Genomic DNA, 24,807 nt, shown 5'->3' on the forward strand with positions numbered 1-24,807 from the left:
CGTCCGTATGCGCTTCAATTCTTGAATAGTTCATTTTTTGAAGTATATGCGGTCGCGAGGTCTCTAAGGGATTCGGTCCATGACATTCGATGACAGTGCGCTGGTAAAACGGCTCAGTCCTGAAATGCAGGCCATGATGGGCGTGTATGCCTTGTACTGGAAGCTTGAAGAAAGCTTTGACTCGTTGGAAATCGAGCTGACCCATCAGGAATGCCACATGTTGATCAAGCTAGACCAGCCCAAGCGCATGGGGGTTCTGGCGTCGGATATGCTGACGGTGCCCTCCACGATCACCTCTACGGCGGACGCGTTGGAAGCATCGGGGTATCTATCGCGGCAACGCGACCCTGAAGATCGCCGCGCCTGGTTGTTGGTGCTGACCGACAAGGGGCTTGAAATGCGTCAGGCCCTGGTGGCCGAAGCGGGTGCTTTGTTTCACCGCGCGTCGGGTTTGGATGCTGATGAGACGGCAGAATTTGCGCGTCTGGCCCGGAAAATCCGGGAAAACATATTGAAAACGGGAATACCCGAGGGGTTGAAGAAATGAAATTGATCTCTGTTTTGGGCATTGCCCTTGCCCTGCTGGCCACCTCTGCCACAGCGCAAGAGACGGCCAAACCAGTCAAGCTGATGGTTGTGCAGGAAACTACACCGGGGTTTTCGCGTCAGTTCTTTGGTCGTGTGGCTGCGCGCCAAACGGTCGATCTGGCGTTTCAGGTGGCTGGGCAGATCATGGACATGCCCGTGACCGAGGGGTTCGTGATCCCCAAGGACGAGTTGATTGCCGAGCTAGACCGTGAGCCGTTCCAGCGCCGCTTTGACCGGGCTGTGTTGCAAAAAGAACAAGCCGATCGAACGCTGGCACGCTTGTCGCGTTTGCGCGGTACGGCGGCCAGTCAGGTTGCTGTGGATGACGCCGAAACAGCGGCACAACTAGCCGATATCGCTGTGCGCGATGCCCTTTATGATCTGGAACAGGCGACGCTGACCGCGCCCTTTGACGCGCTGGTCTCAAGCCGCGCGGTGGAATCCTTTACAACCGTATCGGCCGGAACCCCCATCGTTCGTATCCACGACATGTCCGAGCTGCGGATCGAAGTGGATGTGCCCGAAATTCTGTTTCAACGCTCGGGCCAGCAGGATGACATCACCATCACCGCCAAATTCCCTGTCAGCGATGAGGTGTTCCCGCTGCAAATCCGCGAGTTTGATGCTGAATCTTCGAGCGTTGGTCAAACCTTCCGCATTCAGTTCGGCCTGACCCCGCCGGAAGGGCTGCAGATTCTGCCGGGGTCTTCAGTGACGGTGAACGTGCAGGTACAGGATCAACGCACAGGCATCGTGGTCCCGGCGACCGCGATTGTGGCGGATGCCGAAGGAACGCTTGGCATTTTCGTCTTCACGCAAACAGGGGCCGATGAAGGCACGATCACGCGGGTGCCGGTGACGATCGAACCCACGGAAAGTGGGGACGTGCGCGTTCTGAGCGGGCTGAACAATGGCGATGAGGTCGTGGTCGCAGGCGGTGGCGCATTGACCGACGGGCAGACGGTGCGCCGCTTTGCCGGTTTTGCGAATTAAAGAGGGCAGGGTCATGAACATCGCGCGCGCATCCATTGATCGGCCGATCTATACGTGGCTGATCATTCTGATCGCTCTGTTTGGCGGCATCTGGGGGTTCCTGTCGCTGGGTCGGCTGGAAGACCCGGCCTTTACGATCAAGAACGCGGTCATCGCCACGCAATATCCCGGTGCCACTGCCGAACAAGTGGCGCTTGAGGTCTCGGAACCTCTGGAATCGGCGATCCAGCAGATGGGAGAGGTCAAAACCATTACTTCGGTCAACCAACCGGGGTTCTCGCTGATCGAAGTTGAGGTGAAGTCTACCTATGACGGAACCGAATTGCCCGAAATCTGGACCAAGCTGCGCGCTAAGGTCCGCGATGCGGCTCGCGCGTTGCCGTCAGGTGTCAGCCAGCCGCTGGTGAATGACGGGTTTGGTGACGTGTTCGGGCTGTTCTATGCGGTCACCGCGGATGGATTCTCGGATGCAGAAAAGCACGAGTTGTCGACCTTTCTGAGGCGCGAATTGCTGACCGTCGAGGGCGTAGCGGATGTCGAGGTGATGGGCCTGCCGGAAGAAGCTATTTTCGTGGAGCCCGACCTAGCCATCTCGGTCAATCAGAATGTGCCGTTGCAGGCGATCAACGATGCCATCGTCAATGCGGATTCGGTGAATGCATCGGGTTCGCTGCGGTCAGACAATGACCGTACCACGGTCCTGACTGCCGAAGGGTCCGATACGGTTTCGGCCATCGCGGGGCTGTCGGTTGGCTCGCAAGGGCAGGTGATCAACCTGTTTGATATGTCCAATGTCTATCGCGGGCGCCAAACCGACCCCGAGGTCATCATCCGCTTTAACGGCGCCGAGGCGTTCACGCTGGGCATCGCGGGCCTGTCGACCGAGAACATTGTCGAGGTCGGCAAGCGCGCCGATGCGAAATTTGCCGAACTGGACGGGCAGATTCCCTATGGTGTCGAAATCCTGCCGATCTATCAGCAACATGTTGTGGTCGAGCAGGCCTCGAACGATTTTCTGGTGAACCTGGCTTTGTCGGTGGCGATTGTAGTGACGGTTCTGGCCATCTTCATGGGCTGGCGCGCCGCGATTGTGGTGGGCTCGACCCTGCTGCTGACCGTGGTGGGAACGCTGCTGTTCATGGCCATCTTCTCGATCGAGATGGAGCGGATTTCGCTAGGCGCGTTGATCATCGCCATGGGGATGCTGGTCGACAATGCCATCGTCGTGGCCGAGGGGATGCAGATCGCCATGCTGCGCGGCAAAAACGCGCGCGATGCGGCGGATGAGGCTGCGTCCAAAACACAAATCCCGCTGTTGGGCGCGACGATCATCGGTATCATGGCGTTTGCTGGTATCGGTCTCAGCCCGGACGCATCGGGTGAGTTCCTGTTCTCGCTGTTTGCGGTCATCGCGATCTCATTGCTGCTGAGTTGGATTCTGGCACTGACGGTGACGCCCATGCTGGGACACTATTTCTTCAAACAGGGTAAAGAAGGCGCGGTGGATGCTTATGGCGGACTGATGTTCCGTATCTACGGGACCGTCCTGCGCTGGGCTTTGCGGTTCCGCTGGCTGGTGATCGCCGCCTTGGTGGGGGTGACGGTGGCCTGTTTCGCCGGGTTCGGTCTGGTCAAGCAGCAATTCTTTCCGGATTCGAACACGCCACTGTTCCTTGTGCACTATAAATTGCCGCAAGGTACTCCAATTTCCCGCACCGCTGATGATATGGCCGTGTTTGAGGAATGGCTGACCAACAGGGATGAAGTCGTGTCGGTCGCAACTTTTGTCGGACAGGGCGCGACCCGGTTTTTGCTGACCTATTCGGCCGAAAAGCCGAACCCCAGCTATGGTCACCTGATCATCCGAACCGAAACCCTTGAAGACATCCCGCAACTGCGCGCGGATCTCGAAGAATTCGGCTCGGCCCAGTTCCCTGAGGGTGAGTTTCGCACCCGCCGTTTGATCTTTGGTCCGGGTGGCGGCGATCCGATCCAGGCGCGGTTCTCGGGCAGCGATCCGGTAGTTTTACGGCAACTGGCAGAGGAGGCGGTCCTGCGGATGCGCGCCGCGTCCGATAATGCCCTGCACGTGCATCACAACTGGCGTGAAAAAGAGCTGGCGGTTCAACCGATCTACGCGACCGAGCGCGCCCAAACTGCAGGTGTCAGCCGCGAAGACATCGCAGCCACGTTGCAGTTTTCAACCGATGGCATCACCGGCGGGGTGTTTCGTGAACGCGATCGCCTGATCCCAATCATCCTGCGCCGCGCTGCGAATGGCGATTACTCGATCGTGGATCAGGTGGTGTATTCCGATCAGTCCGAACGCTTTGTTCCGATCGAGCAGATGGTGGACGGGTTCGAATACAAGGCCTTGAACACGCTGGTACATCGGCGGGACCGGGTCCTGACCATCACTGTTGGTGCAGATATCCCGGCAGGGTTCACGGCGGCTCAGGTCCATTCCGAAGTCCGGGCGGCCATCGAAGACATGGATTTGCCCGCCGGATACCGGATGGAATGGGGAGGTGAATTTGAAAATGCCGGTGAGGCCAATGAAAGCCTTGGACGGCAACTGCCCTTGAGCCTGCTGATCATGGTCTTGATCTCGGTGCTGATCTTCAACGCGATCCGGCAGCCGATCATCATCTGGCTGCTGGTGCCGATGTCGGTAAATGGGGTAGTCATCGGGTTGCTGGGCACCGGGTTACCATTTACCTTTACGGCGCTGCTTGGGCTGCTGAGCTTGTCGGGGATGCTGATAAAAAACGGCATCGTTCTGGTGGAAGAGATCGACCTGGTTCGCGCAACCGGTAAGGGACTGCACGAGTCGATCGTCGAAGCCTCGGTCTCGCGTTTGCGCCCGGTAATGCTGGCGGCGATTACGACCATTCTGGGGATGGCACCGCTGTTGACGGATGCGTTCTTCAAATCGATGGCGGTGACGATCATGGGGGGGTTGGCCTTTGCCACGATCCTGACCATGGTGGCCGCGCCCGTTTTCTACATGGTGTTCTTCCTGCCGGAATACCGGCGCAAATCAGCGCCGCAACCTGTTGTTTAAATGAAAAACCCCCGGTCAGAGACCGGGGGTTTTGCTTTATTCTGCAGCCGGGCGGTGGGGTTAACCCTGCAGGGATTTGACCTCGACATCGCCCTCGGCCTGCGCCTTGATCGCCAAAGCTGCGGCATGGCTAGCGGCCGCAGTGGTGAAATAGGGGATCTTGTCATACAGCGCGATGGAGCGGATGGACTTGCTGTCTTCGACCGCCTGTGCGCCTTCGGTGGTGTTCATTAGCAGCTGCACCTGACCGTCTTTGAGCATATCGGCCACGTCGGGTCGGCCTTCATAGACCTTGTTTACCACGTCGCAGTCGACGCCTTGCTCTGCCAGCCAGGCTTGCGTGCCGCGCGTTGCAACCAGTGAGAAACCCTGTTCGGTCAGCACCTGCGCCGCCTCAAGCATTGCGGGTGTCTTGTCGGCATCCTTGATCGAGATAAATGCGCGGCCCTCGGACGGCAGCACCATACCAGCGCCCATCTGCGCCTTAAGGAAGGCGCGCGGGAAGTCGCGGTCCCAGCCCATGACCTCGCCGGTCGAGCGCATTTCGGGCCCCAGAATGGTGTCGACACCGGGGAAGCGGGCGAAGGGCAGCACGGCCTCTTTCACCGAGAACCACGGCATGTCCGGGTCGGCCAACGTCATCTGGTCGGCAATCTTGGTGTCCTGACCTTCCTTGTACGCGGGGCGCATCGGGAAGGTTGAGAGCTTCTCACCAGCCATGATACGCGCTGCGATGGACGCAATCGCGCTGTCGGTCGCCTTGGCGACGAAGGGCACGGTGCGTGAGGCGCGCGGGTTCACTTCGATCAGGTAGATCTCATCGTCTTTGATCGCGAACTGAACATTCATCAGACCAACCACGTTCAGAGCCTTAGCCAATTTGAACGCCTGATCCTTGATCTGATCGAGGATCTCCTTGGACAGCGAGTAGGGCGGCAGAGAACAGGCCGAGTCGCCCGAATGCACGCCGGCCTCTTCGATATGCTGCATGATACCTGCCACGTGCACATCGGTGCCGTCGCACAGCGCGTCCACGTCCAACTCAACCGCGCCCGCCAGATAGCTGTCCAGAAGAACGGGGCTGTCGCCCGAGACGACGACGGCCTCGTTGATATAGCGCCGCAGCTGATCCATATCGCGCACGATTTCCATGGCGCGCCCGCCCAGAACGTATGAGGGGCGGATGACCAGCGGGAAGCCGATCTCGTCTGCAATCTCAAGCGCCTGTTCGTCGGTCGAGGCGATGCCGTTCTTGGGCTGTTTCAGGCCTAGTTCGTTGACCAGCGCCTGGAAGCGTTCGCGGTCTTCGGCAAGGTCGATGGCGTCGGGCGTGGTGCCGAGGATCCGAATGCCTTCGGCCTCAAGCGCGTTGGCCAGTTTCAGCGGGGTCTGACCGCCGAACTGAACGATCACACCGTGCAGCGTGCCGTTTTCCTGCTCTTTCGTCAGGATCTCCATGACGTGTTCGAAGGTCAGCGGCTCAAAGTACAGGCGGTCCGAGGTGTCATAGTCGGTGCTGACGGTCTCGGGGTTGCAGTTGACCATAATGGTCTCATAGCCCTGTTCGGTCAGCGCGAAACAAGCGTGGCAGCAGCAATAGTCGAACTCGATCCCCTGACCGATCCGGTTGGGGCCACCGCCGAGGATGACAACCTTTTTACGGTCGCTCGGGCGCGCCTCACACTCGACCTCACCCATCATCGGGGCTTCGTAGGTCGAGTACATGTAGGGTGTCTGCGCTTCGAACTCGGCGGCGCAGGTGTCGATACGCTTAAACACGGCGGTGACGCCTAAGTTGAGACGGGCACGGCGGACATTGCTCTCATCTCGGCCGGTCAGGCTGCCCAGACGGGCATCGGTGAAGCCCAGCATTTTCAGCTTGCGAATACCGTCCTCGGTGACGGGCAGGCCATCTTTGCGCACCTGACGCTCGGCTTCGATGATCTCGCGGATGCGGGCCAGGAACCACGGGTCGAACTTGGTGACGCCGAAAATCTCGTCGTCGGTCAGACCATGGCGCATGGCCTGCGCGATGGTGCGCAGGCGATCCGGTGTCTGCTGGCTGATGGCCTTGATCACAGCGGCCTTGTCGTCGGCTTCATCCCATAGACCAACGTTCAGACCGGGGATTTCAATCTCATCAAAGCCGGTCAGGCCCGATTCCATCGAGGCCAGCGCCTTTTGCATCGATTCGTGGATCGTGCGGCCGATGGACATGGCCTCACCCACCGACTTCATCGCGGTGGTCAGGTAGGGTTCCGAGCCGGGGAATTTCTCGAAGGCGAATTTCGGGATCTTGGTGACCACATAGTCAATGGTCGGTTCGAAGGACGCAGGCGTGACCTTGGTGATGTCGTTGTCCAGCTCGTCCAGCGTATAACCCACGGCCAGTTTCGCGGCGATTTTCGCAATCGGGAAACCGGTCGCCTTGGACGCCAGCGCAGACGAGCGCGACACGCGCGGGTTCATCTCGATCACGACCATGCGGCCATCGACGGGGTTGATCGCCCATTGCACGTTCGATCCGCCGGTCTCGACCCCGATCTCGCGCAGCACGGCAATCGAGTGGTTGCGCATGATCTGGTATTCTTTGTCGGTCAGCGTCAGGGCCGGGGCCACGGTGATCGAGTCGCCCGTGTGCACACCCATGGGATCGACGTTTTCGATGGAACAGACGATGATGGCATTGTCGGCGGTGTCGCGCACCACCTCCATCTCATATTCTTTCCAGCCCAGCAGGCTTTCGTCGATCAGGATCTGACCCACGGGGGACGCATCCATGCCTGTGCGGCAGATATGAATGTAATCCTCGCGGTTATAGGCCACGCCGCCGCCGGTGCCGCCCAATGTAAAGGCGGGGCGGATGATGGCGGGCAGACCGACGGTCTCCAGTGTCTCAAGCGCCAGCGCTACGCCCGCGTCCAGATCTTTTTTGCCGTCCGCGTCCTTGGGGGCGGTTACAATCTCGGCTTTGGGGTTTTCGATGCCCAGCCTGTCCATCGCCTCGCGGAACAGTGCGCGGTCTTCGGCCATCTCGATGGCGTCACGCTTGGCACCGATCATCTCGACGCCGAACTTATCCAGCACGCCCATCTCTTCCAGCGCCAGCGAAGTGTTCAGCCCGGTCTGCCCGCCCATGGTGGGCAGCAGCGCGTCGGGGCGCTCTTTCTCAATGATCTTAGCAACAACTTCGGGGGTGATCGGCTCGATATAGGTGGCGTCGGCCAGACCTGGGTCGGTCATGATCGTGGCGGGGTTCGAGTTCACCAGAATGACCCGGTAGCCTTCTTCGCGCAGCGCTTTACATGCCTGAGCGCCGGAATAGTCGAACTCGCATGCCTGACCGATGACAATGGGCCCCGCCCCGATGATCATGATCGACTTGATGTCGGTTCTTCTCGGCATGGCCACGTTCCTTCAATTGTTCGCGAGTCAGGGCACCCCCAAGCGCCCAAATTGTCCTGCGTTATAGGGACAGCGCGAAAAGGTTCAAGGGGTATCGGAAACAGGGGTGAAATTGCCGCTTTCCCCTCTTTCCCTCGGCACCGTATTCTCTATACCGCGCAGCACGGCAAATGAGGATGCAGGTGCGTATTCGTTTCGATCAGGGCCCGGCCGGGCAGGGGACCACTTTTGACCGGCCCACGCAGGTGATCCGCGCCGACCGCGCGGAAGATGTGCCCCACGCGTTGGAGGCGCTGGATTCCGCGCGCGCGGATGGTGCGTGGTTGGCCGGTTATGCCAGCTATGAGCTTGGTTATGCGCTGGAGCCGAGGTTGTCCGCGCGGATGCCCGAGGGCCGCCGCCTGCCATTGCTGTGCTTTGGCGTCTTTGACACGCCAGCCCAAAGGGACCTGCCTGCGCCTGCGGGTGGAGTGACCGGTTTCGCGCCTCGCTGGGACGAGGCGCGCTATACCCAAGCCTTCGCGCGCGTGCATGAAGCCATCGGCGCGGGCGATATCTATCAGGCCAACCTGACCTTTCCGATTGACCTGATGGTCGAAGGCACCAGCGCCGCTTTGTATGCCGCGTTGGCGGCAGGTCAGCCCGTGGGCCACGGCGCGCTTGTGCAGCAGGACGGTTTGCCTGACTTGCTCAGCCGCTCGCCCGAGCTGTTTTTCCGTACCGATGCCGACCGTTTGATCGAAACGCGCCCGATGAAAGGCACCCAACCGCGCAGCGAGGATTTGGCCGAAGACGCCCGCCGCCGCGATTTCCTGTCGAGTGACGCAAAGAACCGGGCCGAGAACCTGATGATCGTCGACCTGCTGCGCAACGATATCAGCCGTGTGGCGCTGCCCGGTTCGGTCAACGTGCCCGAACTGTTCAAGGTCGAAACTTATGCGACCGTGCATCAGATGATCTCGCTGGTGCAGGCGCAGCTGCATCTGGGGGCCGAGCTTTCGGACATTCTGATGGCGCTTTTCCCCTGCGGCTCGATCACAGGTGCGCCCAAAATCCGCGCGATGGAGATTCTATCCGACCTCGAACCTTGGCCGCGCGACATCTATTGCGGCGCGATTGGCTGGGCCGCGCCGGATGGGCGGTCGGAGTTTAACGTGGCCATCCGCACGCTGATGGTCGAGGGCGGCAAAGCCACCCTGAATGTGGGCGGCGGCGTGGTCTGGGACAGCACTGCCCCATCCGAATATGAGGAGGCGCTATGGAAAGCCCGCTTCGCCCGCCAGATGACCCTGACTTTCGCCTGATCGAAACGCTGGCCTTCCGGCCGGGGCAGGGGTTTGTGCGCCGTGATCGCCATCTGGCGCGCATGGCGCGATCGGCTGAGGCGTTGGGAGTGCCGTTTGATCGGGCCCGCGCCGTGGCCGCTTTGGAAGATGTCGCGGGTCCATCCCCTCTGCGTTGCCGGCTGACGCTAGATATGGCAGGCGCTGTGGAGGTGACGACCGGTGCGCTGCTCGAGAACCCGCCGTTCTGGCGTGTGGCAATCGCGGATCAGCGTTTGCGGGCCTCGGATGTGTGGTTGCAGCACAAGACCACACAACGCGCGCTTTATGATGACGCCCGCGCATCGCTGCCACCGGGAATTGACGAACTGCTGTTCCTGAATGAACGCGACGAACTGTGCGAGGGCACGATCAGCAATCTGTTTCTGCACATGCCTGATGGACGCGGCCTGACGCCCGCGCTGTCCTGCGGCGTGCTGCCCGGCATACTGCGCGAAGAGGCGCTGGATAATAAACAGGTGACTGCCGCGGTGTTATCCTTGACCGACCTGAGCGATGCGACAGAAGTATATGTCGGAAATTCCTTACGCGGCCTGATCCGGGCGGAGTTGGTAGAACAGTGAGCAAACAAACCGAGTGGGCCGAGAGCGCGCCTCAAACGCTGCGGCTGCGTGTCGAGTTTGGGCTGTTCTTCATCGCTGTCCCGGTGCTGATCGCAGTGTTCTTTCCGCCCAGTTGGATGTTCCCGTCACTGTTCAGCTTCACGGCGCTTGGCATCTTGCTACTGCACTATACGCCGGGCTTTGAATGGGCCGAGCTTCGATACAACAAAGACAACTGGTCCTGGATCGAAGTTGCCCTGTTCGCCGTTGCGATGACGTTGTTCTGTGTGGCAGTTGTGATACTCGCCCGCCCCGAGGCGACCTTTTTCCTGCTGCGCGAGCGGCCCGAAATCCTGCTGATGATCTGGGTCTTCTACCCCTTCATCTCGGCCCTACCGCAAGAGCTTCTGTTTCGGTCGCTGTTCTTCCGCCGCTATCATGCAATCCTGCCGGGCGAGCGCGCGGCCTATCTGCTGAACGCCGCGCTGTTTTCGCTGGCGCATCTGATGTACTGGAGCTGGATCGTCGCTGTCATGACATTTGCGGGTGGGCTACTGTTCACTTGGGCCTATCGCAAACGCGGCTCATTTTTCTATGCGGTGCTGTTGCATGCGATTGCGGGCAATATCATCTTTGCGGTCGGTCTGGGCATCTATTTCTACTCGGGCAACGTGCAAAGGCCGTTTTGAGCGGGATACCTGCCTTGACTTTCGCGGCCCGACGGGGTGTATCGGCGCGACGAATTCTGCGCCCGAAGGGATATGATCCATGCACGCCTATCGCAGCCACACCTGCGCCGCTCTGACCGCCGCCAATGTCGGTGAAACCGTCCGCCTGTCTGGCTGGGTGCATCGGGTCCGCGACCACGGTGGCGTGCTGTTCATCGACCTGCGCGATCACTTTGGTGTGACGCAAGTTCTGTGCGACGGCGACAGCGCCGCCTTTGCCGAGCTGGAAAAAGTACGCTCCGAATGGTGTATCCGCATCGACGGTACCGTCAAAGCGCGTGACCCCGAACTGGTGAACCCAAAACTGCCCACAGGCGAGGTTGAGGTCTACGTGCGCGAGCTGGAAGTTCTGGGCGCAGCCGACGAACTTCCGTTGATGGTGTTCGGTGATCAGGAATACCCTGAGGAAACCCGCCTGCGATATCGCTATCTGGACCTGCGCCGCGAGGCGATGCAGCAGAACATGACCCTGCGCTCGGACGTTGTCGCCTCGATGCGCCGCCGCATGTGGGATCAGGGCTTCCGCGAATACCAGACGCCGATCATCACGGCGTCCTCTCCCGAAGGCGCGCGCGACTTTTTGGTGCCCTCGCGCCTGCATCCGGGCAAGTTCTATGCGCTGCCGCAGGCCCCGCAGCAGTTCAAACAGCTGATCATGGTGTCGGGCTTTGACAAGTATTTCCAGATCGCGCCGTGCTTCCGCGACGAAGACCCGCGGGCCGACCGCTCGCCCACCGATTTCTACCAGCTTGACCTTGAGATGTCCTTTGTCGAGCAGCAGGACGTGTTCGACACGATCCAACCGGTTCTGACCGGTGTTTTCGAAGAATTCGGCGGTGGACGCAAAGTGGATCAGGAATGGCCGCAGATATCCTACAAGGACGCGGCCCTGTGGTACGGCAGCGACAAGCCCGACCTGCGGAACCCTATTAAAATGCAAGTGGTCTCCGACCACTTCCGCGGGTCTGGCTTTGCGATTTTCGCAAAGCTGTTGGAGCAGGAGGGTACCGAAATTCGCGCTATCCCGGCGCCGACCGGCGGCAGCCGCAAGTTCTGTGACCGTATGAATGCGTTTGCGCAGAAAGAGGGTCTGCCGGGAATGGGCTACATCTTCTGGCGCGATCAGGGCGACGGGATGGAAGCCGCAGGTCCACTGGCCAAAAACATAGGCCCCGAGCGCACCGAGGCGATCCGTCAGCAACTGGGCCTGGGTGTCGGGGACGCGGCGTTCTTCCTGGGTGGCAAGCCGAAGGCCTTTGAAAAGGTGGCTGGTAAAGCTCGTGACGTGATCGGTGATGAGCTGGGTCTTACCGAAAAAGACCGCTTTGCCTTTGCCTGGATCGTCGATTTCCCGATCTATGAGCAGGACGAAGAAACCGGCGCGATCGACTTTGAACATAACCCGTTCTCGATGCCGCAGGGCGGCATGGAGGCGCTAAACGGCAACCCCCTGGACGTGCGCGGCTATCAGTACGATCTGGCCTGTAACGGGTATGAGTTGGTCTCGGGCGCGATCCGGAATCATAAGCCCGAGATCATGCTGAAAGCTTTTGAGCTGGCAGGCTATGGCGCGGATGAGGTGAAATCTCGCTTTGGTGCTTTGTTCAATGCGTTCCACTATGGCGCGCCGCCGCACGGCGGCTGTGCTGCCGGCATCGACCGGATCGTGATGCTGCTGGCGGATGAGGCCAACATCCGCGAGGTCATGATGTTCCCGATGAACCAGCGCGCCGAAGATCTGATGATGGACGCGCCGTCCGATCCAAGCTCGGATCAGTTGATGGAGCTGGGATTGCGGATCATCCCGCAGGACTGACAAGAAAACCCGTCGCAACGCTTGCGGCGGGTTTTTCCTTTGGTCGAATGTTTCGCGACAAGGTCAAAGCTGTCCGGTTTGCTCCAGTGGATCGTTGACCAAGGCACGGGCGGCGCGGATGTTGCGGGCCGCCGCGCGGGTCTGGCAATAGATCCAAAGGCTCAGCAGCGTAGCCGTCGCGAAATAGGCTGTTGCCATCTCAGATCGCCTCACGCTGTTCCAAGCGGGCTTGAACGATCCCGGCGACCTGAGCGGCCAATGCGGTGACGGGCGTTCCTTCGGCGCGGGACGCAGCCAAGCGTTTCGCCGCGTCGGCAAGCACTGCATCATCGGCATCGCGGGCAACCCCCCGCAGGAACTGGGCGGCATAGTCCAGCGTGCGGTGATCATTCGGGCCAGCCAGCACATCGGCGATATGGGCCATGTCATCCTGATAGGCCAGCGGATCGGGGTTAATGACCTGATCCCGGACAGCGTTCAAGCTGCTGGGGCGGCGATCCTCGGGCAGGTGCTGCAGCACCATGGATTGAAAGTAGGAAAGCGATTTCAGCGGCTTGGCCAGAAAACCGTCAGCCCCGGCCTGCGTGGCTGCGTTTTCGGTATAGGTGTCGCCGGACATCGCCAGAATGGCCCCGATACGCGGCGATGCTTCGGTCAATTCGGCAATTAGCTCGGCCCCTGAGCCATCCGGCAGCCCTATATCGACCAAGATGACCGAGGGACGGTAGATCTGCAAATGGCGCCTTGCCGATTTCAGGCAATCCGCGCGCCGGATCCGGGCACCAGAATGCAGGCACATCAAGCGGATCGCGTCGCAAGCATAGCGGCTGTCTTCGACAACCAGAATGGTTTGTCCCAGCAAAGGCCGCATCGCCGTTGGCTGTGCGGCTGAGGTGAAGGGGCTCGAATCGTCCATGGCAGAACTCCTAATCAGCAGATGCCTCACGCTAGGAACTTCTGGCTAACACGACGTTAACGGCAATTTGGCGCACTTGTTCTTTGATTGAACTGCCCCCATAACCGCTGCAACGCAGAATAGAGGAGAGTTCTATGATCGGTCGCCTGAACCATGTTGCCATCGCCGTGCCTGACCTTGAGGCCGCGTCCGCGCAATATCGCAATGCATTGGGAGCCAAGGTCGGCGCGCCTCAGGACGAACCCGATCACGGCGTAACCGTGGTGTTCATCGAACTGCCAAACACCAAGATCGAACTGTTGTACCCATTGGGCGATGATAGCCCGATCAACGGGTTTCTGGAAAAGAACCCGGCTGGTGGCATTCACCATGTCTGCTATGAGGTCGAAGATATCATCGCGGCCCGTGACCATCTGAAGGAAACCGGTGCGCGCGTGCTGGGCTCGGGTGAACCCAAGATTGGGGCTCATGGCAAGCCAGTGCTGTTTTTGCACCCCAAAGACTTTAACGGCTGTCTGGTCGAGCTAGAACAGGTCTAACCCAAGCGAGGCTGCCATGACGATCACCGCTGCATTGGTTCTGTTTGCCGTTATCTGGTTTCTGACATTGCTGGTCGTATTGCCGATCCGCATCAAGACTCAGGGCGATCTGGGCGAGATCGTTCCGGGCACCCATGCGGGTGCGCCGGAAGTGCATCATATGAAGAAAAAGCTGTGGATCACCACCGGGTTGACGGTGGTGCTTTGGGCGATCATCGCGGGGATCATCATTTCGGGCGTCATCTCAGTGCGGGATTTCGACTGGTTGAACCAGCTTGAGCCGCGCGGTTGAGCCTCAGACGGACAGCCTGTGGTAGATATGGGTGAACGTGGCCACTCCGACAATCGGGATGACAAGGTTCACCAGCGGCACGGTCAGAGGAATGGCCATCAAAGTGCCCGCCAGCCAGATCGTGACCATATGTTTGCCCCGTAGCTTGCGCGCGCCTTCGCGCCCGATCCGCCGCATCGCGACCAAAGTGAAATATTCCCGACCCAGCAGAAACCCGTTCATGCCCCAAAAGATGAACGGGGCCAGCGGCGTGAAGATTACATAGAGGATCAGTGCCAGCAAGTTGGCGACGATCAACACACCCATAAAGCTGAGCGAATCGCGCAACCCGTCACTGATGGCAATTCCGGGCACCTTTGGCAGGGTGGGATAGTGTTTGTCCTCGACCGCCTGCGCGACCTCTTCCAGAAACAGAGAGATGATGGCCGAGGCGACCGGCATCATCAGGAAGACCGGCAGAATCACCACCGCAAAAATACCGGAATAATTCAACACGTCGTTCAGCCACGGAACGGCTCCGACGAAGGGCAAGGTGATTTCATCGCTGGACAGCCAGTTGATCAACCAGATCGCGCCTGCGCAGGCCGCGATCAGCAACACGATCGTCAGGCCCACGCCCCGGAACAGAACCGAACGGAATTTGGGATCTCCGATCTGTCCGATTGCCGCGAAAAATGCGTTGAGGATGATCATTCAGGAACCCATTCGGTCAGTGCGGCCACGTCCGGGCGGGGACGTTCTGGCGGGGCTGCGGATTCGGTGGCAATGTGAATCAGACCAGCGATCCGTTCATTGTCTTGCAGTCCAAAAGCGGTGCGGCAAAACTCGGCGTCATGTGACTGCCAACCCGACAGCCAGTTCGCGCCCCAGCCCGCCACTAAGGCTGCGTTCAGCAACGCCAGACACACCGCACCGGCGGAATAGGTCTGTTCAATCGCGGGGACTTTTTCGGATGGTTTTTGAACCTCGACCACTGCTACGGCCAGATGACCCATGTCGAACTGGCTGCATGCTTTGGCGATCTCTTCAGGCGATTTACCCAGCCGTTCGCCGCATTCCCGCGTCAGCGCTGACAAACGGGGCATCGCGCCGCTTTCCAGCACTATGAATCGCCACGGCTCCAGCTTGCCGTGATCGGGACTGCGGGCGGCGGCGGTCAGCAATGGGATCAGTTCATCCCGCGACGGGGCAGGAGCGATCAGTGTTTTCGCAGGGCGGGACCGGCGGGACAGCAGAAACTCAAATGCGGCCGGATTCTTCAAGGACATATGTTAACTTCCTTTACATGGGCTTTCTGTATCTGGTTGAGCCTCTGGCGGGTTTCAAGTGCAAAGGGCTGGGCTTGGTGGATCAATTCCATCCCGGGGCCAGTCGTGCAACAGTGTTTTGGGATCGGAGGATGAGATGGCTAAACCTAAACTGCGCAATCTGCCGGATCTGAGCGATCTGACCGACGCGGGGGCCGAGATTGCGGTTAAGGTGACGCCTAAGGCAGCTTCGGACCGGATCACGCGGGATGGGAGCGTAGTGCGCATCCATGTGACCACTGCGCCCGAAGACGGCAAGGCGAACGAGGCTGTGCGCCACATCCTCGCTGCGGCCATGGGGGTGGCCACGTCTTCGCTGACCCTGAAGCGCGGACATACGGCGCGGGACAAGGTCTTTGTCTACGATCCTTAATCCGGTGTTTCGTGGATTTGGTACACCCCCTCGGGCAAATCCAGCGCAGCGGCCAGATCGCGGACCTGTTCCGGCGACAGCGTGATTTTCTGGACCTGATCGGTTCGAGGATCAAACTGCTCTAGCGTCACGCATTCTGCGAAATTGTTGATCACCACATCCTCTTGCAAAGGCTTTTCGCCTTCGTCCACCAGCGTAATGACCGTCGAGTCGAATTCATGCTCAATCGAAAACATGATGGCAGAGTGCAGGGCGATGTTCCGCTTGGCAACCCGTACTATCGCATTCAACCGGTGGCAGTCCCAAGGGGTCTGCGCTATGGTCAGCCAAACGGCGTGACCGTTTCAAAGGATGATCCATGCACCGTTTGATGTACCTGTTATTTCCCGTGTTTCTGGCCGCCTGCGACGCCAATGCGCTGCTGGTTCAACCTGCCGAGGACTGGATACAGGGCGAGGGGGATTTCAGGGTCGAAGCCGCCACTTTCCAGCAGATCAGCCAAAGGGTCGGCGAACAGGCCAGGGTCGAATGTTTGCGACGTGCCAATGTCAAGAATTGCGACTTTACCACATTGGTCGATCTGGACCCGAAAGCCCCTGCCAACGCATTTCAAACACTGGATAAAAACGACCAGCCGGTGATCATTTTTACCCGCGCGATGATCGAATCCGCTCAGAACGCGGATGAGTTGGCCTTTGTGATGGGGCACGAAGCCTCCCATCACATCCTGCGTCATATTCCGCGCCAATCGGTGAATGCACGCGAAAGTGCCGAGATTTTCGGCGATCTGGCGCGATTGGCCGGTGCCGAAGGGGCCGCCGTGGAAGAGGCGCAGAAACTGGGCGCGCGGGTGGGGACGCAGGTCTATGTGCGTGACTTTGAACTTGAAGCTGATGAGCTTGGAACGATCATAACCTTTCGCGCCGGGTATAACCCTTTGATCGGTGCGAAATATTTCGACCGCCTGCCGGATCCCGAAGACAGTTTCCTCAGCACCCATCCCCCCAACGCCAAACGGGTCGAGGTGGTGAAGCAGACCGCCCGCGGGCTTGGGTTGACGCAATGACCGCAGTGAAAAAGCTGGGGGTGATCCTGACGGATCGGGGCTCGAAATACGCAGTATCCGGTGCGCCCGTGTCATCGCGGACCGAGGTCGACGCTGTGCTGCATGCGCTTAAGGCGGATAAATCATATGCCAAGGCCACACATAATACATGGGCGGCGGTACTGCCCACTGGGGCGCTCAAGGCGGATGATGGGGAAAGTGGCGCGGGGATGGTGATCCTTCGGATGATGGAACGGGCCGACGTGCAGAACCACGTCGTAATAGTCACCCGCTGGTATGGGGGCAAAAAGCTGGGCGGGGACCGCTTTCGGCGGGTGCAGGACGCAACGCGAACCTATCTGGATCAGATCGACACCGGGGCTTGACCTGTATCAAGGGCCTGCGCCGCCGCATCCGCTAACCTGATCGAAACGCATCAGGGAAAGGGTGCCATATGTCCAACAGAGAGACCCTGAAACATCACGCGGGCCTCGTCGATCAGATGGCAACGCGAGTAGGCATCGACCTGGAAGACGCAGCGCTTCGGGGTGATGTCTCGATCGATGAGATATCCGAAGCGGTTCTGCGCTGCACAGGATGCGCCAATCCCGGACATTGCGAAGCGCTGCTGGCGCAAGTGGCGGTATCGCAGGACACGCCGGAATATTGCCGCAACAAAGGCCTGTTCGCCCAGATCAAGCCACGTAAGGGGCGGTGATGCAAACGCTTGGGGCTGTCATGACGCACCTACGGCTTGTCCTGCGCATGGGGCAGGCAACAGGCGCGGACGTGGTTTCAGCGCATCGGCAGGGCCGCTTGAGCCAGAAGGACTGGGCCAGCATGGTACGGGCCTGTCAGGGATGCGCTTGGGCCAGATGCTGCCCCGATTGGTTGGATCAAAACAAGGGCGCGACCCAGGCACCTCGAACCTGCCCGAATCGGGCCAGATTTGCCACGCTTAGGTCCGGGAAAACTCGAGAGGGTTGAGAATGAATGATATTCTTGGGGACGTCGAAAAACACTTCTGGCTGACGCGGTCCGTCGCGCGCTGCATGAATCTGTCCCTGACCGAGGCGATGACCGAAGGGCGTCTTAGCGCCGAACGCTACGCGGAAATGGTCACGAAATGTCGCGCTGCCGATTGCAGCCAGACATGTGCGATTTGGTTGGCCGAACAGCAGGCCAAGGCGGACAAAGCGCCTGAGTTTTGCGTGAACGCGCAGGCTTTGAACGCGCTGAAACCCTAAATTTTGGAATGCGAGCCGTCACATAGCGGCGGGTTGGCGCTGTGTTTGCATCCGCAAAAGAACACTTTCTTGTCTGCCTCTGCGTTGTATTTGACCGGTTCAATCCCCGTTCCCTTATGTGAACCGTCACAAAAAGGCTGACGCGAGGATTTACCACAGGCGCACCAGAAATAGTTTTTCCCCTCGGTCACTTCGACGGGATAGGGAGCTTTCTGAGAAATGATCGGTGCGTCTGACACGTGGCTTCTCCGGAGTTTGCTGATGTCTGCTGGTCAGACAGTTTAGCGTCCGATTTCCGTTCTGCCATGGCAGCGTGGATTTGCCGTTTTCACATTCACGTGATCAGATTTGTTGCAAAAATGCCAGCGAAGTCGTATTTTGAGACTGGCCCCGAATTTCTGGGCAAAATCAGAAAATTATTAGAAGGAATGACGGACATGAAACTTAGATTTGCCGCCGTTGGTGCGTTTGCTTTGGTCGTTGCAGCCTGTTCTCAGCAGGAAGAACCAGCTCCGGTTTATATTACACCCGAATATGACAAGTTTGGTACGCCAAGCTGTCCGGCCGGAACCGCATTGGCCACGACTGAGGCAGGCCAGACTGTCTGTAACCCGGTCGCGCAATAACAAACCTTCAGGCGGCTCGCGCGCGGGCCGCCTGCTTTCAGATAGATGCCGCCCACTGGGCGGTTTTTTCTTGCCTGTAATTGCCGGTTTGGGCTTTTGTCTGCGAGAGCGCTGTGCAGGGAACACATGAAAAACTTTCTAATCCGTCTAAAACATCGCACAGCCTGGAGCTGGCAAGGGCTGGCCGCGACGTGGCGCGATGAGTACTCGTTTCGCGTATGGGGATGGGCCAACCTGATCTCGGTGGGGCTGGCAATTGGACTACCCCTCAGCGGCGGTATGCGCGCGTTGATTGTCATCATGGGAATTTTGGTTTTGGTCGCCGAACTTTTCAACACGGCGATAGAACGGGCCGTGGATCACACATCTACAGACCACAACACTTTGGCCGGCCAAGCCAAAGACGCCGCCAGCGCAGCGGTTGCGCTGACGGCCATTGCCGCTGCGGTGGCATGGATGGCGGGTCTTGTAGCTATGCTCTGACGGTCGTCATTACTTGATTCGATACCGCCCGTACCCGCGATGAGATCTGTGATACCGGACTCCTCGATAAGATCTTTGGTGCCGGAACGCGTGTTTCTTCGGCACATAGTACCGATGGTAACGTTTCTTGCTGTGTTTGAACTTCGACCGGTGGTGCTTTTTGACCGGCTTGGCATGATGCACCTTGGCTTTTGCGACCGGCTTGTGGACCTTTTTCTCATACACTTTGGGCGCAACGAAGTGTTTGTGGACACGATGTTTGCCGCGATAGTGGATGCCAAAGGATTTCCCTCCGACCAGCGTGAACTGAGCCGTGCTGCCCGAGCGCACTTCTGCAAAAGCAGGCGCTGCAAATAGTTGTACCGCCAGGAGCGCGACGGCGCATTTCGTTGCGAAAGGACGCAATTTAGACATGGTAACCCTCCTTTTTAGACGTGTTTGGGTTCTGTCTAAATCTGGGGCCTGATGCGGGGGATCGCCAATAAACTTGGCTCACGCTTGCCCTATCGGTGGTTACATTGCCTCAGCGCAGCGTGCCCCACAGGTCATATTCCCCAGCCTCGTCCACCTCGACCGAGACGATGTCGCCGGGTTTGAGGTCTTCGAACCCTTCGTCGACGAACAGGTTGCCGTCAATTTCGGGGGCGTCGGCCTTGGTGCGGCAGATGGCAGCCTCGTCATCGACCTCATCCACGATCACGTCTAGCCTTTGTCCGACCTTTGCGGCCAGCTTCGCCTCGGATATCGCCTGCGCTTTTTCCATGAACCGTTCCCAGCGGTCCTGTTTGACTTCGGACGGGACATGATCGGGCAGGTCGTTCGAGCGCGCCCCGGCCACGTTTTCGTATTGAAAACAGCCGACACGATCCAATTGAGCCTCGTCCATCCAATCCAGCAGGGTCTGGAACTCGGACTCGGTCTCGCCGGGATAGCCAACGATAAAGGTCGAGCGTAGGGTGATATCGGGGCAGGTCGCGCGCCATGCGGCGATCTCGTCCAGCGTTTTGGCAGCCGCCCCCGGGCGGGCCATGCGTTTCAGAACGTCTGGGTGGGCGTGCTGGAACGGAATATCCAGATAGGGCAGCACGTTGCAGCCCGCATCGGCCATCAGCGGAATCAACTCGCGCACATGCGGGTAGGGATAGACATAGTGCAGGCGCACCCACGCATCGAACTGCCCCAACTCTCGCGCCAGATCGGTGATGTGGCTGCGAACCTCGCGGTCTTTCCACGGGTTGACATCATACTTGCGATCCAGCCCATAGGCCGAGGTGTCTTGGCTGATCACCAGCAGTTCGCGCACGCCGTTTTCGACCAGCTTTTCGGCCTCACGCAGCACGGCGTGGGCGGGGCGGCTGGCCAGTTTGCCGCGCATGTCAGGGATGATGCAGAACTTGCACTTGTGGTTACAGCCCTCGGATATTTTCAGATAGCTGTAGTGGCGCGGGGTCAGTTGCACGCTGGCGGCGGGCAGCAGGTCTACAAACGGGTCGGGATCGGGTGGAACGGCTTGATGTACGGCGTCCAGCACTTGTTCGTATTGATGCGGCCCGGTGACGGCCATGATGCGGGGGTGATGCTCGCGGATGTAATCCGGTTCGGCACCCAGACAGCCGGTGACAATGACCTTGCCGTTTTCCACTAGTGCCTCACCAATCGCGTCCAGCGACTCGGCCTTGGCGCTATCCAGAAACCCGCAGGTGTTCACGATCACGGCATCTGCGCCTGAATAATCGGGCGAAATCCCGTATCCTTCGGCCCGCAGGCGCGTCAGAATACGCTCACTATCCACCAAAGCCTTGGGGCAGCCCAAAGACACCATACCAATGGTGGGCTGGTTCGGACGGGGCGTGTCGGTGATCCGGGCGGCAGGCGCCAGGTCGGGGCGGAGGTTCGGCGGGTTCGTGGTCATGGCGCGGCATATAGTGGGGAACGCTTCCCCTTGCAAATGGCCGCTGGGCTTAGAATGATAATTTCAACGCATAACAAAAAGCAAAGAGCGGTAAAATGAAGTGGCTGGTGCGCATTCTCTTTCTCATCGTGGCCGTGATCGGGCTGGTTATCGGGGCCTTGCTGATGATGCCCGGCGACAAGCTGGCGCGTATCCTGGCCGAGCAGGTCAAGGCCGAAACGGGCCGGGATCTGACCCTGACAGGAGATGTGAAACTGTCATTCTGGCCAGTGCTAGGGATGGAGACCGGGCCTGTGACGTTCAGCAATGCCCCTTGGGCCGGGTCCGAGCCGATGCTCAGCGCGGATCATCTGGCCGTTGGTGTGGATGCGGCGGCGTTGATGTCAGGGGATTTGCGTATCCGGCGGGTGATTGCGGAAAACCCGACGCTGCGGTTGGAACTGTCTGACGGGCGCGGCAATTGGGAGTTTGGCGCGTCAGCGCCTGCGGCGGCGTCCTCGGGATCTGGCACCTCTGCCGCCCCGCAGGGGCAACCGGGTGTCGTAACGCTGGATAGGCTGGAATTAACAAATGCGCGTCTGCTCTATCTGGAAAACGGGGCGGTGACGTTCGATTTCTCGCAAGTCGACCTGTCGGCAAGCTGGCCCGAGGTCACAGCACCGCTGTTGCTAGAGGCGAAAATGGCGGTGCCAGGGGGCGCGGTTGAGGTGGATATGAAAATCCCAGATCTGTCCGCTTATGCAACCGGCGCGGCCACCCAGTTGGATCTGTTGCTGCGCGCGCCCGGGGGTGAAGTCGACTTTGACGGTCGCGTGAATCTTGCCGGAGAGATGGACGGCGACCTGCACCTTAAAACCCAAAATACCGAGACATTGCTGGCCGCTTTCGGACAGCCCGGTACAGCCGTGCCTTTGGGTCTGGGTCGCCGCGCGGAACTGGTCGGTCGTATGACCTATACGCAGGACGGGCGTCTGTCGGTGCGTGAATTGGTGGCGCAACTGGACGACAACCGCCTGACCGGCGAGGCGGATATCGTGATCTCGGACCCACCACAGATCACCGCGCGGTTTGACGCGGGCGATTTGGATCTGTCCCGATTCAACGAGTCTAATGGAGGCTCGGGCGGTGGTGGCGGCGCTGCGCCAAGCCAATCCGATGGCTGGTCGACCACACCGATTGACGCCTCGGCGCTGGCTTTGGCGAATGGGCAAATCCGGCTGAAGGCGAATTCGATAGCAGTGCCCGACCTGACCCTTGGTCCCAGCGATCTGACCTTGAATCTGGACCGGTCACGCGCGGTGTTGCAGATGAACCCGGCCACCTTGTTCTCGGGTCAGTTGACCGGTCAGGTCGTCGCGAATAACCGCAACGGGCTGTCTGTCGGTGGCAACATGAAGGCAGACGGGATCGACATCCAACAGGCCCTGATGACGCTGGCTGATATTGACCGATTGTCCGGCACGGGCACCGGTTCGTTCGAGTTTCTGGGCGTTGGGCAAAGCGAGGATCAGATCATGCGTTCACTCAGCGGCAAGGGTCGCGTGGATGTGGGGCAGGGGGTGATCAACGGGTTCGACCTGGACCGCCTGATGGGGCGTGGCGAAGGGTCAGGCGGCACCACCGTGTTCAATAGCCTTGCGGCCAGTTTCACCATTGATCAAGGCGTTCTCAGGAATGATGACCTGCTGATGTCATTGGACAATTTCCGTGCCGATGGCGCCGGTCGCGTCGGCTTGGGCGAGCGCAATATCGACTATCTGTTCACCCCCACAGCGTTGCGGGCAAATTCTGGTCAGGGCCTGTCGGTGCCGGTGCGCATTGTTGGACCGTGGAGCAATCCGTCGATCAAACCCGACCTCAGTAAAGTGATCGAAGCGGCCGCCGAAGGCAAAATCAAAGAACTTGAGGACGACGCCAAACAACAGGTGCTGGACAAGGTCAGCGATGAGCTTGGGACTGCCGTGACAGACACCGAAAGCATCGAGGATGCGGTGAAGAACAAATTGCAGGAAGAGGCCACGAAAGGGCTGCTGAAATTGCTGGGCGCGGATTGAGCGGCGGGGCGCAAGACGCGCCCCAAGGCTCTAGATTGTCTGATCGTAGTCGCCCACGCCGGGTTCTGTACGGATGACAGCGTCGATATCGGCAAATATCGCGCGCATTTCATCCTCGCTTTCGCTGCTTTCGCAGACCACGACCAGATTGGGCGTATTCGAGGATGCCCGCACCAGACCCCAGCTGCCATTGTCCAGAATGACCCGAGCGCCATTGACGGTGACGACCTCTTTGATCGCGCGTCCGGCAAAGGAATCTCCCGCCTCGGATTTGGCCACCAGCTTGTCGACCAGACGGGCGAGTATGTCATATTTCTCGGTATCTGCCGCATAGGGCGACATGGTGGGCGTCGACCATGTCTTGGGCAGGGCCTTGCGCAGATCGGACATACTCTGATCGGGGTTGCGGTCCATCAGTTTGCAGATCTCAACCGCCACGCGCATGCCGCAGTCATAGCCACGCCCGATCGGTTCAGCCAGAAAGTAGTGGCCCGACTTCTCGAACCCGGCCAGCGCATTGATTTCCTTGACCCGACGCTTCATGTGGCTGTGGCCAGTTTTCCAGTAGTCGGCCTTGACCCCATGGGCCTGCAACTGCGGATCACTGGCGAACAGACCGGTTGATTTCACATCAGCCACAAAGGTCGCGTTCGGGTACAGTTTGGCCAGATCGCGGGCCATGATCACACCGACCTTGTCGGCGAAAATCTCTTCGCCCTCGTCATCGACAACACCACACCGGTCGCCGTCGCCGTCAAACCCCAGCGCCAGATCGGCACCGCTGGATTTCACGCTGTCGGACATGTCGTGCAGCATCTCCATCGCTTCGGGGTTCGGGTTGTAGTTGGGGAACGTGTAGTCCAGCCGGTTGTGGCTGGGCACAACCTCGACCCCCATTCGTTCGAATATCTTGGGCGCAAAGGCCGAGGCGGTGCCGTTCCCGGTGGCGCAGACCACTTTCAGCGGGCGAGACATTTTGAAATCGCCGACCAGATCGTCGATATAAGCCTCTTTCACGCCGTCCACGAACTCATACGAGCCACCCTCATGGGGTTGTCCTTCGCCATTCAGGACGATATCGCGCAACTCGGACATCTCATCAGGGCCATGGGTCAGAGGACGCTCAAACCCCATCTTGACCCCGGTCCAGCCGTTGGGATTGTGGCTGGCAGTGACCATAGCAACCGCCGGCACGTCCAGATGAAACTGCGCGAAATAGGCCATGGGGCTGAGCGCTGGGCCGATATCCTTGACCTGAATGCCGGCCTGCATCAGCCCCAGGATCAGTGCGTTCTTGATGGCCAGCGAATAGTCGCGGTAGTCGTTTCCCACCGCGATCACCGGTGCAATCCCGCGCCTGCGCATCTGCGTCCCAAGCCCCAGACCCAGCGCGGTCATGCCGGGCAGGTTGATTTCCTCGGGGTATTTCCACCTGGCGTCATATTCACGGAAACCCGTGGGTTTGATCATGGCATCGCGCAGAAAGCTCCAGGTGTTCGGGGTCACCTCGGGGATTGGTTTGGTCATAGAAAAT

Annotated in this window: 28 protein-coding genes; 18 read left to right on the forward strand and 10 right to left on the reverse strand. The window is 59.4% G+C overall.

Features of this window, described 5'->3' with window-relative positions; translation table 11 throughout:
- The first annotated feature begins 79 nt into the window (after positions 1–79).
- Genes ACR0CA_RS09030 through ACR0CA_RS09040 form a run of 3 tightly spaced genes read left to right on the forward strand, consistent with a single transcriptional unit; the run spans position 80 to position 4,645 of the window.
- Entirely contained in the window at positions 80–547 is a 468-nt protein-coding gene (locus tag ACR0CA_RS09030; RefSeq protein WP_170783850.1) for a MarR family winged helix-turn-helix transcriptional regulator, read from the forward strand.
- Positions 544–1,581, forward strand: coding sequence for an efflux RND transporter periplasmic adaptor subunit (locus ACR0CA_RS09035; RefSeq protein ID WP_480898446.1), 1,038 nt, complete (start codon positions 544–546; stop codon positions 1,579–1,581). The genes ACR0CA_RS09030 and ACR0CA_RS09035 overlap by 4 nt, the downstream gene beginning before the upstream one ends.
- A 13-nt stretch (positions 1,582–1,594) precedes the next feature.
- Positions 1,595–4,645 carry an efflux RND transporter permease subunit gene (locus ACR0CA_RS09040; protein ID WP_170783854.1) on the forward strand — a complete coding sequence of 1,017 codons (3,051 nt, stop codon included), beginning with the start codon at positions 1,595–1,597 and terminating at the stop codon, positions 4,643–4,645.
- 60 nt (positions 4,646–4,705) lie between these two features.
- Here ACR0CA_RS09040 and carB read toward each other — a convergent pair whose 3' ends face one another.
- The gene (gene carB / locus ACR0CA_RS09045; RefSeq protein WP_480898449.1) at positions 4,706–8,050 is read right to left on the reverse strand and encodes a carbamoyl-phosphate synthase large subunit; all 3,345 of its coding nucleotides are present in this window, start codon (positions 8,048–8,050) and stop codon (positions 4,706–4,708) included.
- A 176-nt stretch (positions 8,051–8,226) separates the two neighbouring features.
- Between carB and ACR0CA_RS09050 the strand changes: the two genes are divergently transcribed.
- The 4 genes from ACR0CA_RS09050 to aspS all read left to right on the forward strand — a co-directional run bounded on the left by ACR0CA_RS09050 (position 8,227) and on the right by aspS (position 12,479).
- Positions 8,227–9,354, forward strand: a complete 1,128-nt coding sequence (locus tag ACR0CA_RS09050) for an aminodeoxychorismate synthase component I (RefSeq protein ID WP_480898451.1) — start codon at positions 8,227–8,229, stop codon at positions 9,352–9,354.
- Complete coding sequence (locus ACR0CA_RS09055; RefSeq protein ID WP_480898453.1) at positions 9,309–9,956, forward strand: aminotransferase class IV family protein; 648 nt, start codon at positions 9,309–9,311, stop codon at positions 9,954–9,956. The genes ACR0CA_RS09050 and ACR0CA_RS09055 overlap by 46 nt, the downstream gene beginning before the upstream one ends.
- Positions 9,953–10,624 (forward strand): CPBP family intramembrane glutamic endopeptidase, encoded by a 672-nt coding sequence (locus ACR0CA_RS09060; RefSeq protein ID WP_480898456.1) that lies wholly within the window; start codon positions 9,953–9,955, stop codon positions 10,622–10,624. The genes ACR0CA_RS09055 and ACR0CA_RS09060 overlap by 4 nt, the downstream gene beginning before the upstream one ends.
- A gap of 79 nt (positions 10,625–10,703) precedes the next feature.
- On the forward strand, positions 10,704–12,479 hold the full coding sequence (gene aspS / locus ACR0CA_RS09065) for an aspartate--tRNA ligase (RefSeq protein WP_480898458.1): 1,776 nt from the start codon (positions 10,704–10,706) through the stop codon (positions 12,477–12,479).
- A gap of 63 nt (positions 12,480–12,542) precedes the next feature.
- On the opposite strand, the gene ACR0CA_RS09070 is transcribed toward aspS, so the two are convergent.
- Together ACR0CA_RS09070 and ACR0CA_RS09075 are read right to left on the reverse strand one after the other, a co-directional pair.
- Positions 12,543–12,677, reverse strand: a complete 135-nt coding sequence (locus ACR0CA_RS09070) for a hypothetical protein (RefSeq protein ID WP_269149750.1) — start codon at positions 12,675–12,677, stop codon at positions 12,543–12,545.
- A 1-nt stretch (position 12,678) separates the two neighbouring features.
- Positions 12,679–13,395: a response regulator gene (locus tag ACR0CA_RS09075; protein ID WP_480898460.1), complete on the reverse strand. Its 717-nt coding sequence runs from the start codon at positions 13,393–13,395 to the stop codon at positions 12,679–12,681.
- 134 nt (positions 13,396–13,529) lie between these two features.
- Here ACR0CA_RS09075 and mce point away from each other — a divergent pair, with 134 nt between their 5' ends.
- Together mce and ACR0CA_RS09085 are read left to right on the forward strand one after the other, a co-directional pair.
- Positions 13,530–13,934 carry a methylmalonyl-CoA epimerase gene (mce, locus tag ACR0CA_RS09080; RefSeq protein WP_170352375.1) on the forward strand — a complete coding sequence of 135 codons (405 nt, stop codon included), beginning with the start codon at positions 13,530–13,532 and terminating at the stop codon, positions 13,932–13,934.
- A gap of 16 nt (positions 13,935–13,950) precedes the next feature.
- On the forward strand, positions 13,951–14,226 hold the full coding sequence (locus tag ACR0CA_RS09085) for a DUF1467 family protein (RefSeq protein WP_170769058.1): 276 nt from the start codon (positions 13,951–13,953) through the stop codon (positions 14,224–14,226).
- A gap of 3 nt (positions 14,227–14,229) precedes the next feature.
- On the opposite strand, the gene ACR0CA_RS09090 is transcribed toward ACR0CA_RS09085, so the two are convergent.
- Both ACR0CA_RS09090 and ACR0CA_RS09095 read right to left on the reverse strand, forming a co-directional pair.
- Entirely contained in the window at positions 14,230–14,919 is a 690-nt protein-coding gene (locus ACR0CA_RS09090) for an EI24 domain-containing protein (RefSeq protein WP_480898463.1), read from the reverse strand.
- Positions 14,916–15,494 carry a nitroreductase family protein gene (locus ACR0CA_RS09095; protein WP_480898466.1) on the reverse strand — a complete coding sequence of 193 codons (579 nt, stop codon included), beginning with the start codon at positions 15,492–15,494 and terminating at the stop codon, positions 14,916–14,918. Before ACR0CA_RS09095 ends, ACR0CA_RS09090 begins: the two co-directional genes overlap by 4 nt.
- A gap of 136 nt (positions 15,495–15,630) precedes the next feature.
- Here ACR0CA_RS09095 and ACR0CA_RS09100 point away from each other — a divergent pair, with 136 nt between their 5' ends.
- Positions 15,631–15,906, forward strand: coding sequence for a DUF167 domain-containing protein (locus tag ACR0CA_RS09100; RefSeq protein ID WP_480857052.1), 276 nt, complete (start codon positions 15,631–15,633; stop codon positions 15,904–15,906).
- Here ACR0CA_RS09100 and ACR0CA_RS09105 read toward each other — a convergent pair.
- Complete coding sequence (locus ACR0CA_RS09105; protein WP_170769820.1) at positions 15,903–16,142, reverse strand: hypothetical protein; 240 nt, start codon at positions 16,140–16,142, stop codon at positions 15,903–15,905. The two genes, ACR0CA_RS09100 and ACR0CA_RS09105, sit on opposite strands and share 4 nt — an antisense overlap.
- A 122-nt stretch (positions 16,143–16,264) precedes the next feature.
- On the opposite strand from ACR0CA_RS09105, the gene ACR0CA_RS09110 reads away from it, so the two are divergent.
- The 5 genes from ACR0CA_RS09110 to ACR0CA_RS09130 all read left to right on the forward strand — a co-directional run bounded on the left by ACR0CA_RS09110 (position 16,265) and on the right by ACR0CA_RS09130 (position 18,198).
- A complete protein-coding gene (locus ACR0CA_RS09110; RefSeq protein WP_480898470.1) occupies positions 16,265–16,972 on the forward strand; it encodes a M48 family metallopeptidase in 708 nt (235 codons plus the stop codon).
- Positions 16,969–17,337 carry a YigZ family protein gene (locus ACR0CA_RS09115; protein ID WP_170783879.1) on the forward strand — a complete coding sequence of 123 codons (369 nt, stop codon included), beginning with the start codon at positions 16,969–16,971 and terminating at the stop codon, positions 17,335–17,337. Before ACR0CA_RS09110 ends, ACR0CA_RS09115 begins: the two co-directional genes overlap by 4 nt.
- Positions 17,338–17,405: 68 nt before the next feature.
- Complete coding sequence (locus tag ACR0CA_RS09120; protein WP_170769064.1) at positions 17,406–17,669, forward strand: DUF6455 family protein; 264 nt, start codon at positions 17,406–17,408, stop codon at positions 17,667–17,669.
- A complete protein-coding gene (locus ACR0CA_RS09125; protein ID WP_480898472.1) occupies positions 17,669–17,938 on the forward strand; it encodes a DUF6455 family protein in 270 nt (89 codons plus the stop codon). Before ACR0CA_RS09120 ends, ACR0CA_RS09125 begins: the two co-directional genes overlap by 1 nt.
- Before the next feature lie 2 nt (positions 17,939–17,940).
- Positions 17,941–18,198 carry a DUF6455 family protein gene (locus tag ACR0CA_RS09130; protein ID WP_480898475.1) on the forward strand — a complete coding sequence of 86 codons (258 nt, stop codon included), beginning with the start codon at positions 17,941–17,943 and terminating at the stop codon, positions 18,196–18,198.
- Here the strand turns inward: ACR0CA_RS09130 and ACR0CA_RS09135 are convergent.
- Positions 18,195–18,437, reverse strand: coding sequence for a CDGSH iron-sulfur domain-containing protein (locus ACR0CA_RS09135; RefSeq protein ID WP_480898478.1), 243 nt, complete (start codon positions 18,435–18,437; stop codon positions 18,195–18,197). The two genes, ACR0CA_RS09130 and ACR0CA_RS09135, sit on opposite strands and share 4 nt — an antisense overlap.
- Before the next feature lie 198 nt (positions 18,438–18,635).
- Between ACR0CA_RS09135 and ACR0CA_RS09140 the strand changes: the two genes are divergently transcribed.
- Positions 18,636–18,824: a hypothetical protein gene (locus tag ACR0CA_RS09140; RefSeq protein ID WP_170769067.1), complete on the forward strand. Its 189-nt coding sequence runs from the start codon at positions 18,636–18,638 to the stop codon at positions 18,822–18,824.
- Positions 18,825–18,950: 126 nt separating this feature from the next.
- Positions 18,951–19,307, forward strand: a complete 357-nt coding sequence (locus tag ACR0CA_RS09145; protein ID WP_480898481.1) for a diacylglycerol kinase — start codon at positions 18,951–18,953, stop codon at positions 19,305–19,307.
- A gap of 9 nt (positions 19,308–19,316) precedes the next feature.
- Here the strand turns inward: ACR0CA_RS09145 and ACR0CA_RS09150 are convergent, their stop codons facing one another.
- Both ACR0CA_RS09150 and rimO read right to left on the reverse strand, forming a co-directional pair.
- Positions 19,317–19,721 carry a hypothetical protein gene (locus tag ACR0CA_RS09150; protein WP_170788200.1) on the reverse strand — a complete coding sequence of 135 codons (405 nt, stop codon included), beginning with the start codon at positions 19,719–19,721 and terminating at the stop codon, positions 19,317–19,319.
- 109 nt (positions 19,722–19,830) lie between these two features.
- Positions 19,831–21,219 (reverse strand): 30S ribosomal protein S12 methylthiotransferase RimO, encoded by a 1,389-nt coding sequence (gene rimO, locus ACR0CA_RS09155; protein WP_480898482.1) that lies wholly within the window; start codon positions 21,217–21,219, stop codon positions 19,831–19,833.
- A 95-nt stretch (positions 21,220–21,314) separates the two neighbouring features.
- Here rimO and ACR0CA_RS09160 point away from each other — a divergent pair, with 95 nt between their 5' ends.
- Positions 21,315–23,273: an AsmA family protein gene (locus ACR0CA_RS09160; protein WP_480898485.1), complete on the forward strand. Its 1,959-nt coding sequence runs from the start codon at positions 21,315–21,317 to the stop codon at positions 23,271–23,273.
- 30 nt (positions 23,274–23,303) lie between these two features.
- Here the strand turns inward: ACR0CA_RS09160 and ACR0CA_RS09165 are convergent, their stop codons facing one another.
- The gene (locus tag ACR0CA_RS09165) at positions 23,304–24,800 is read right to left on the reverse strand and encodes a phosphomannomutase/phosphoglucomutase (protein WP_480898487.1); all 1,497 of its coding nucleotides are present in this window, start codon (positions 24,798–24,800) and stop codon (positions 23,304–23,306) included.
- Positions 24,801–24,807: the final 7 nt, after the last annotated feature.

It is taken from the genome of Ruegeria sp. F12, from assembly GCF_056533885.1.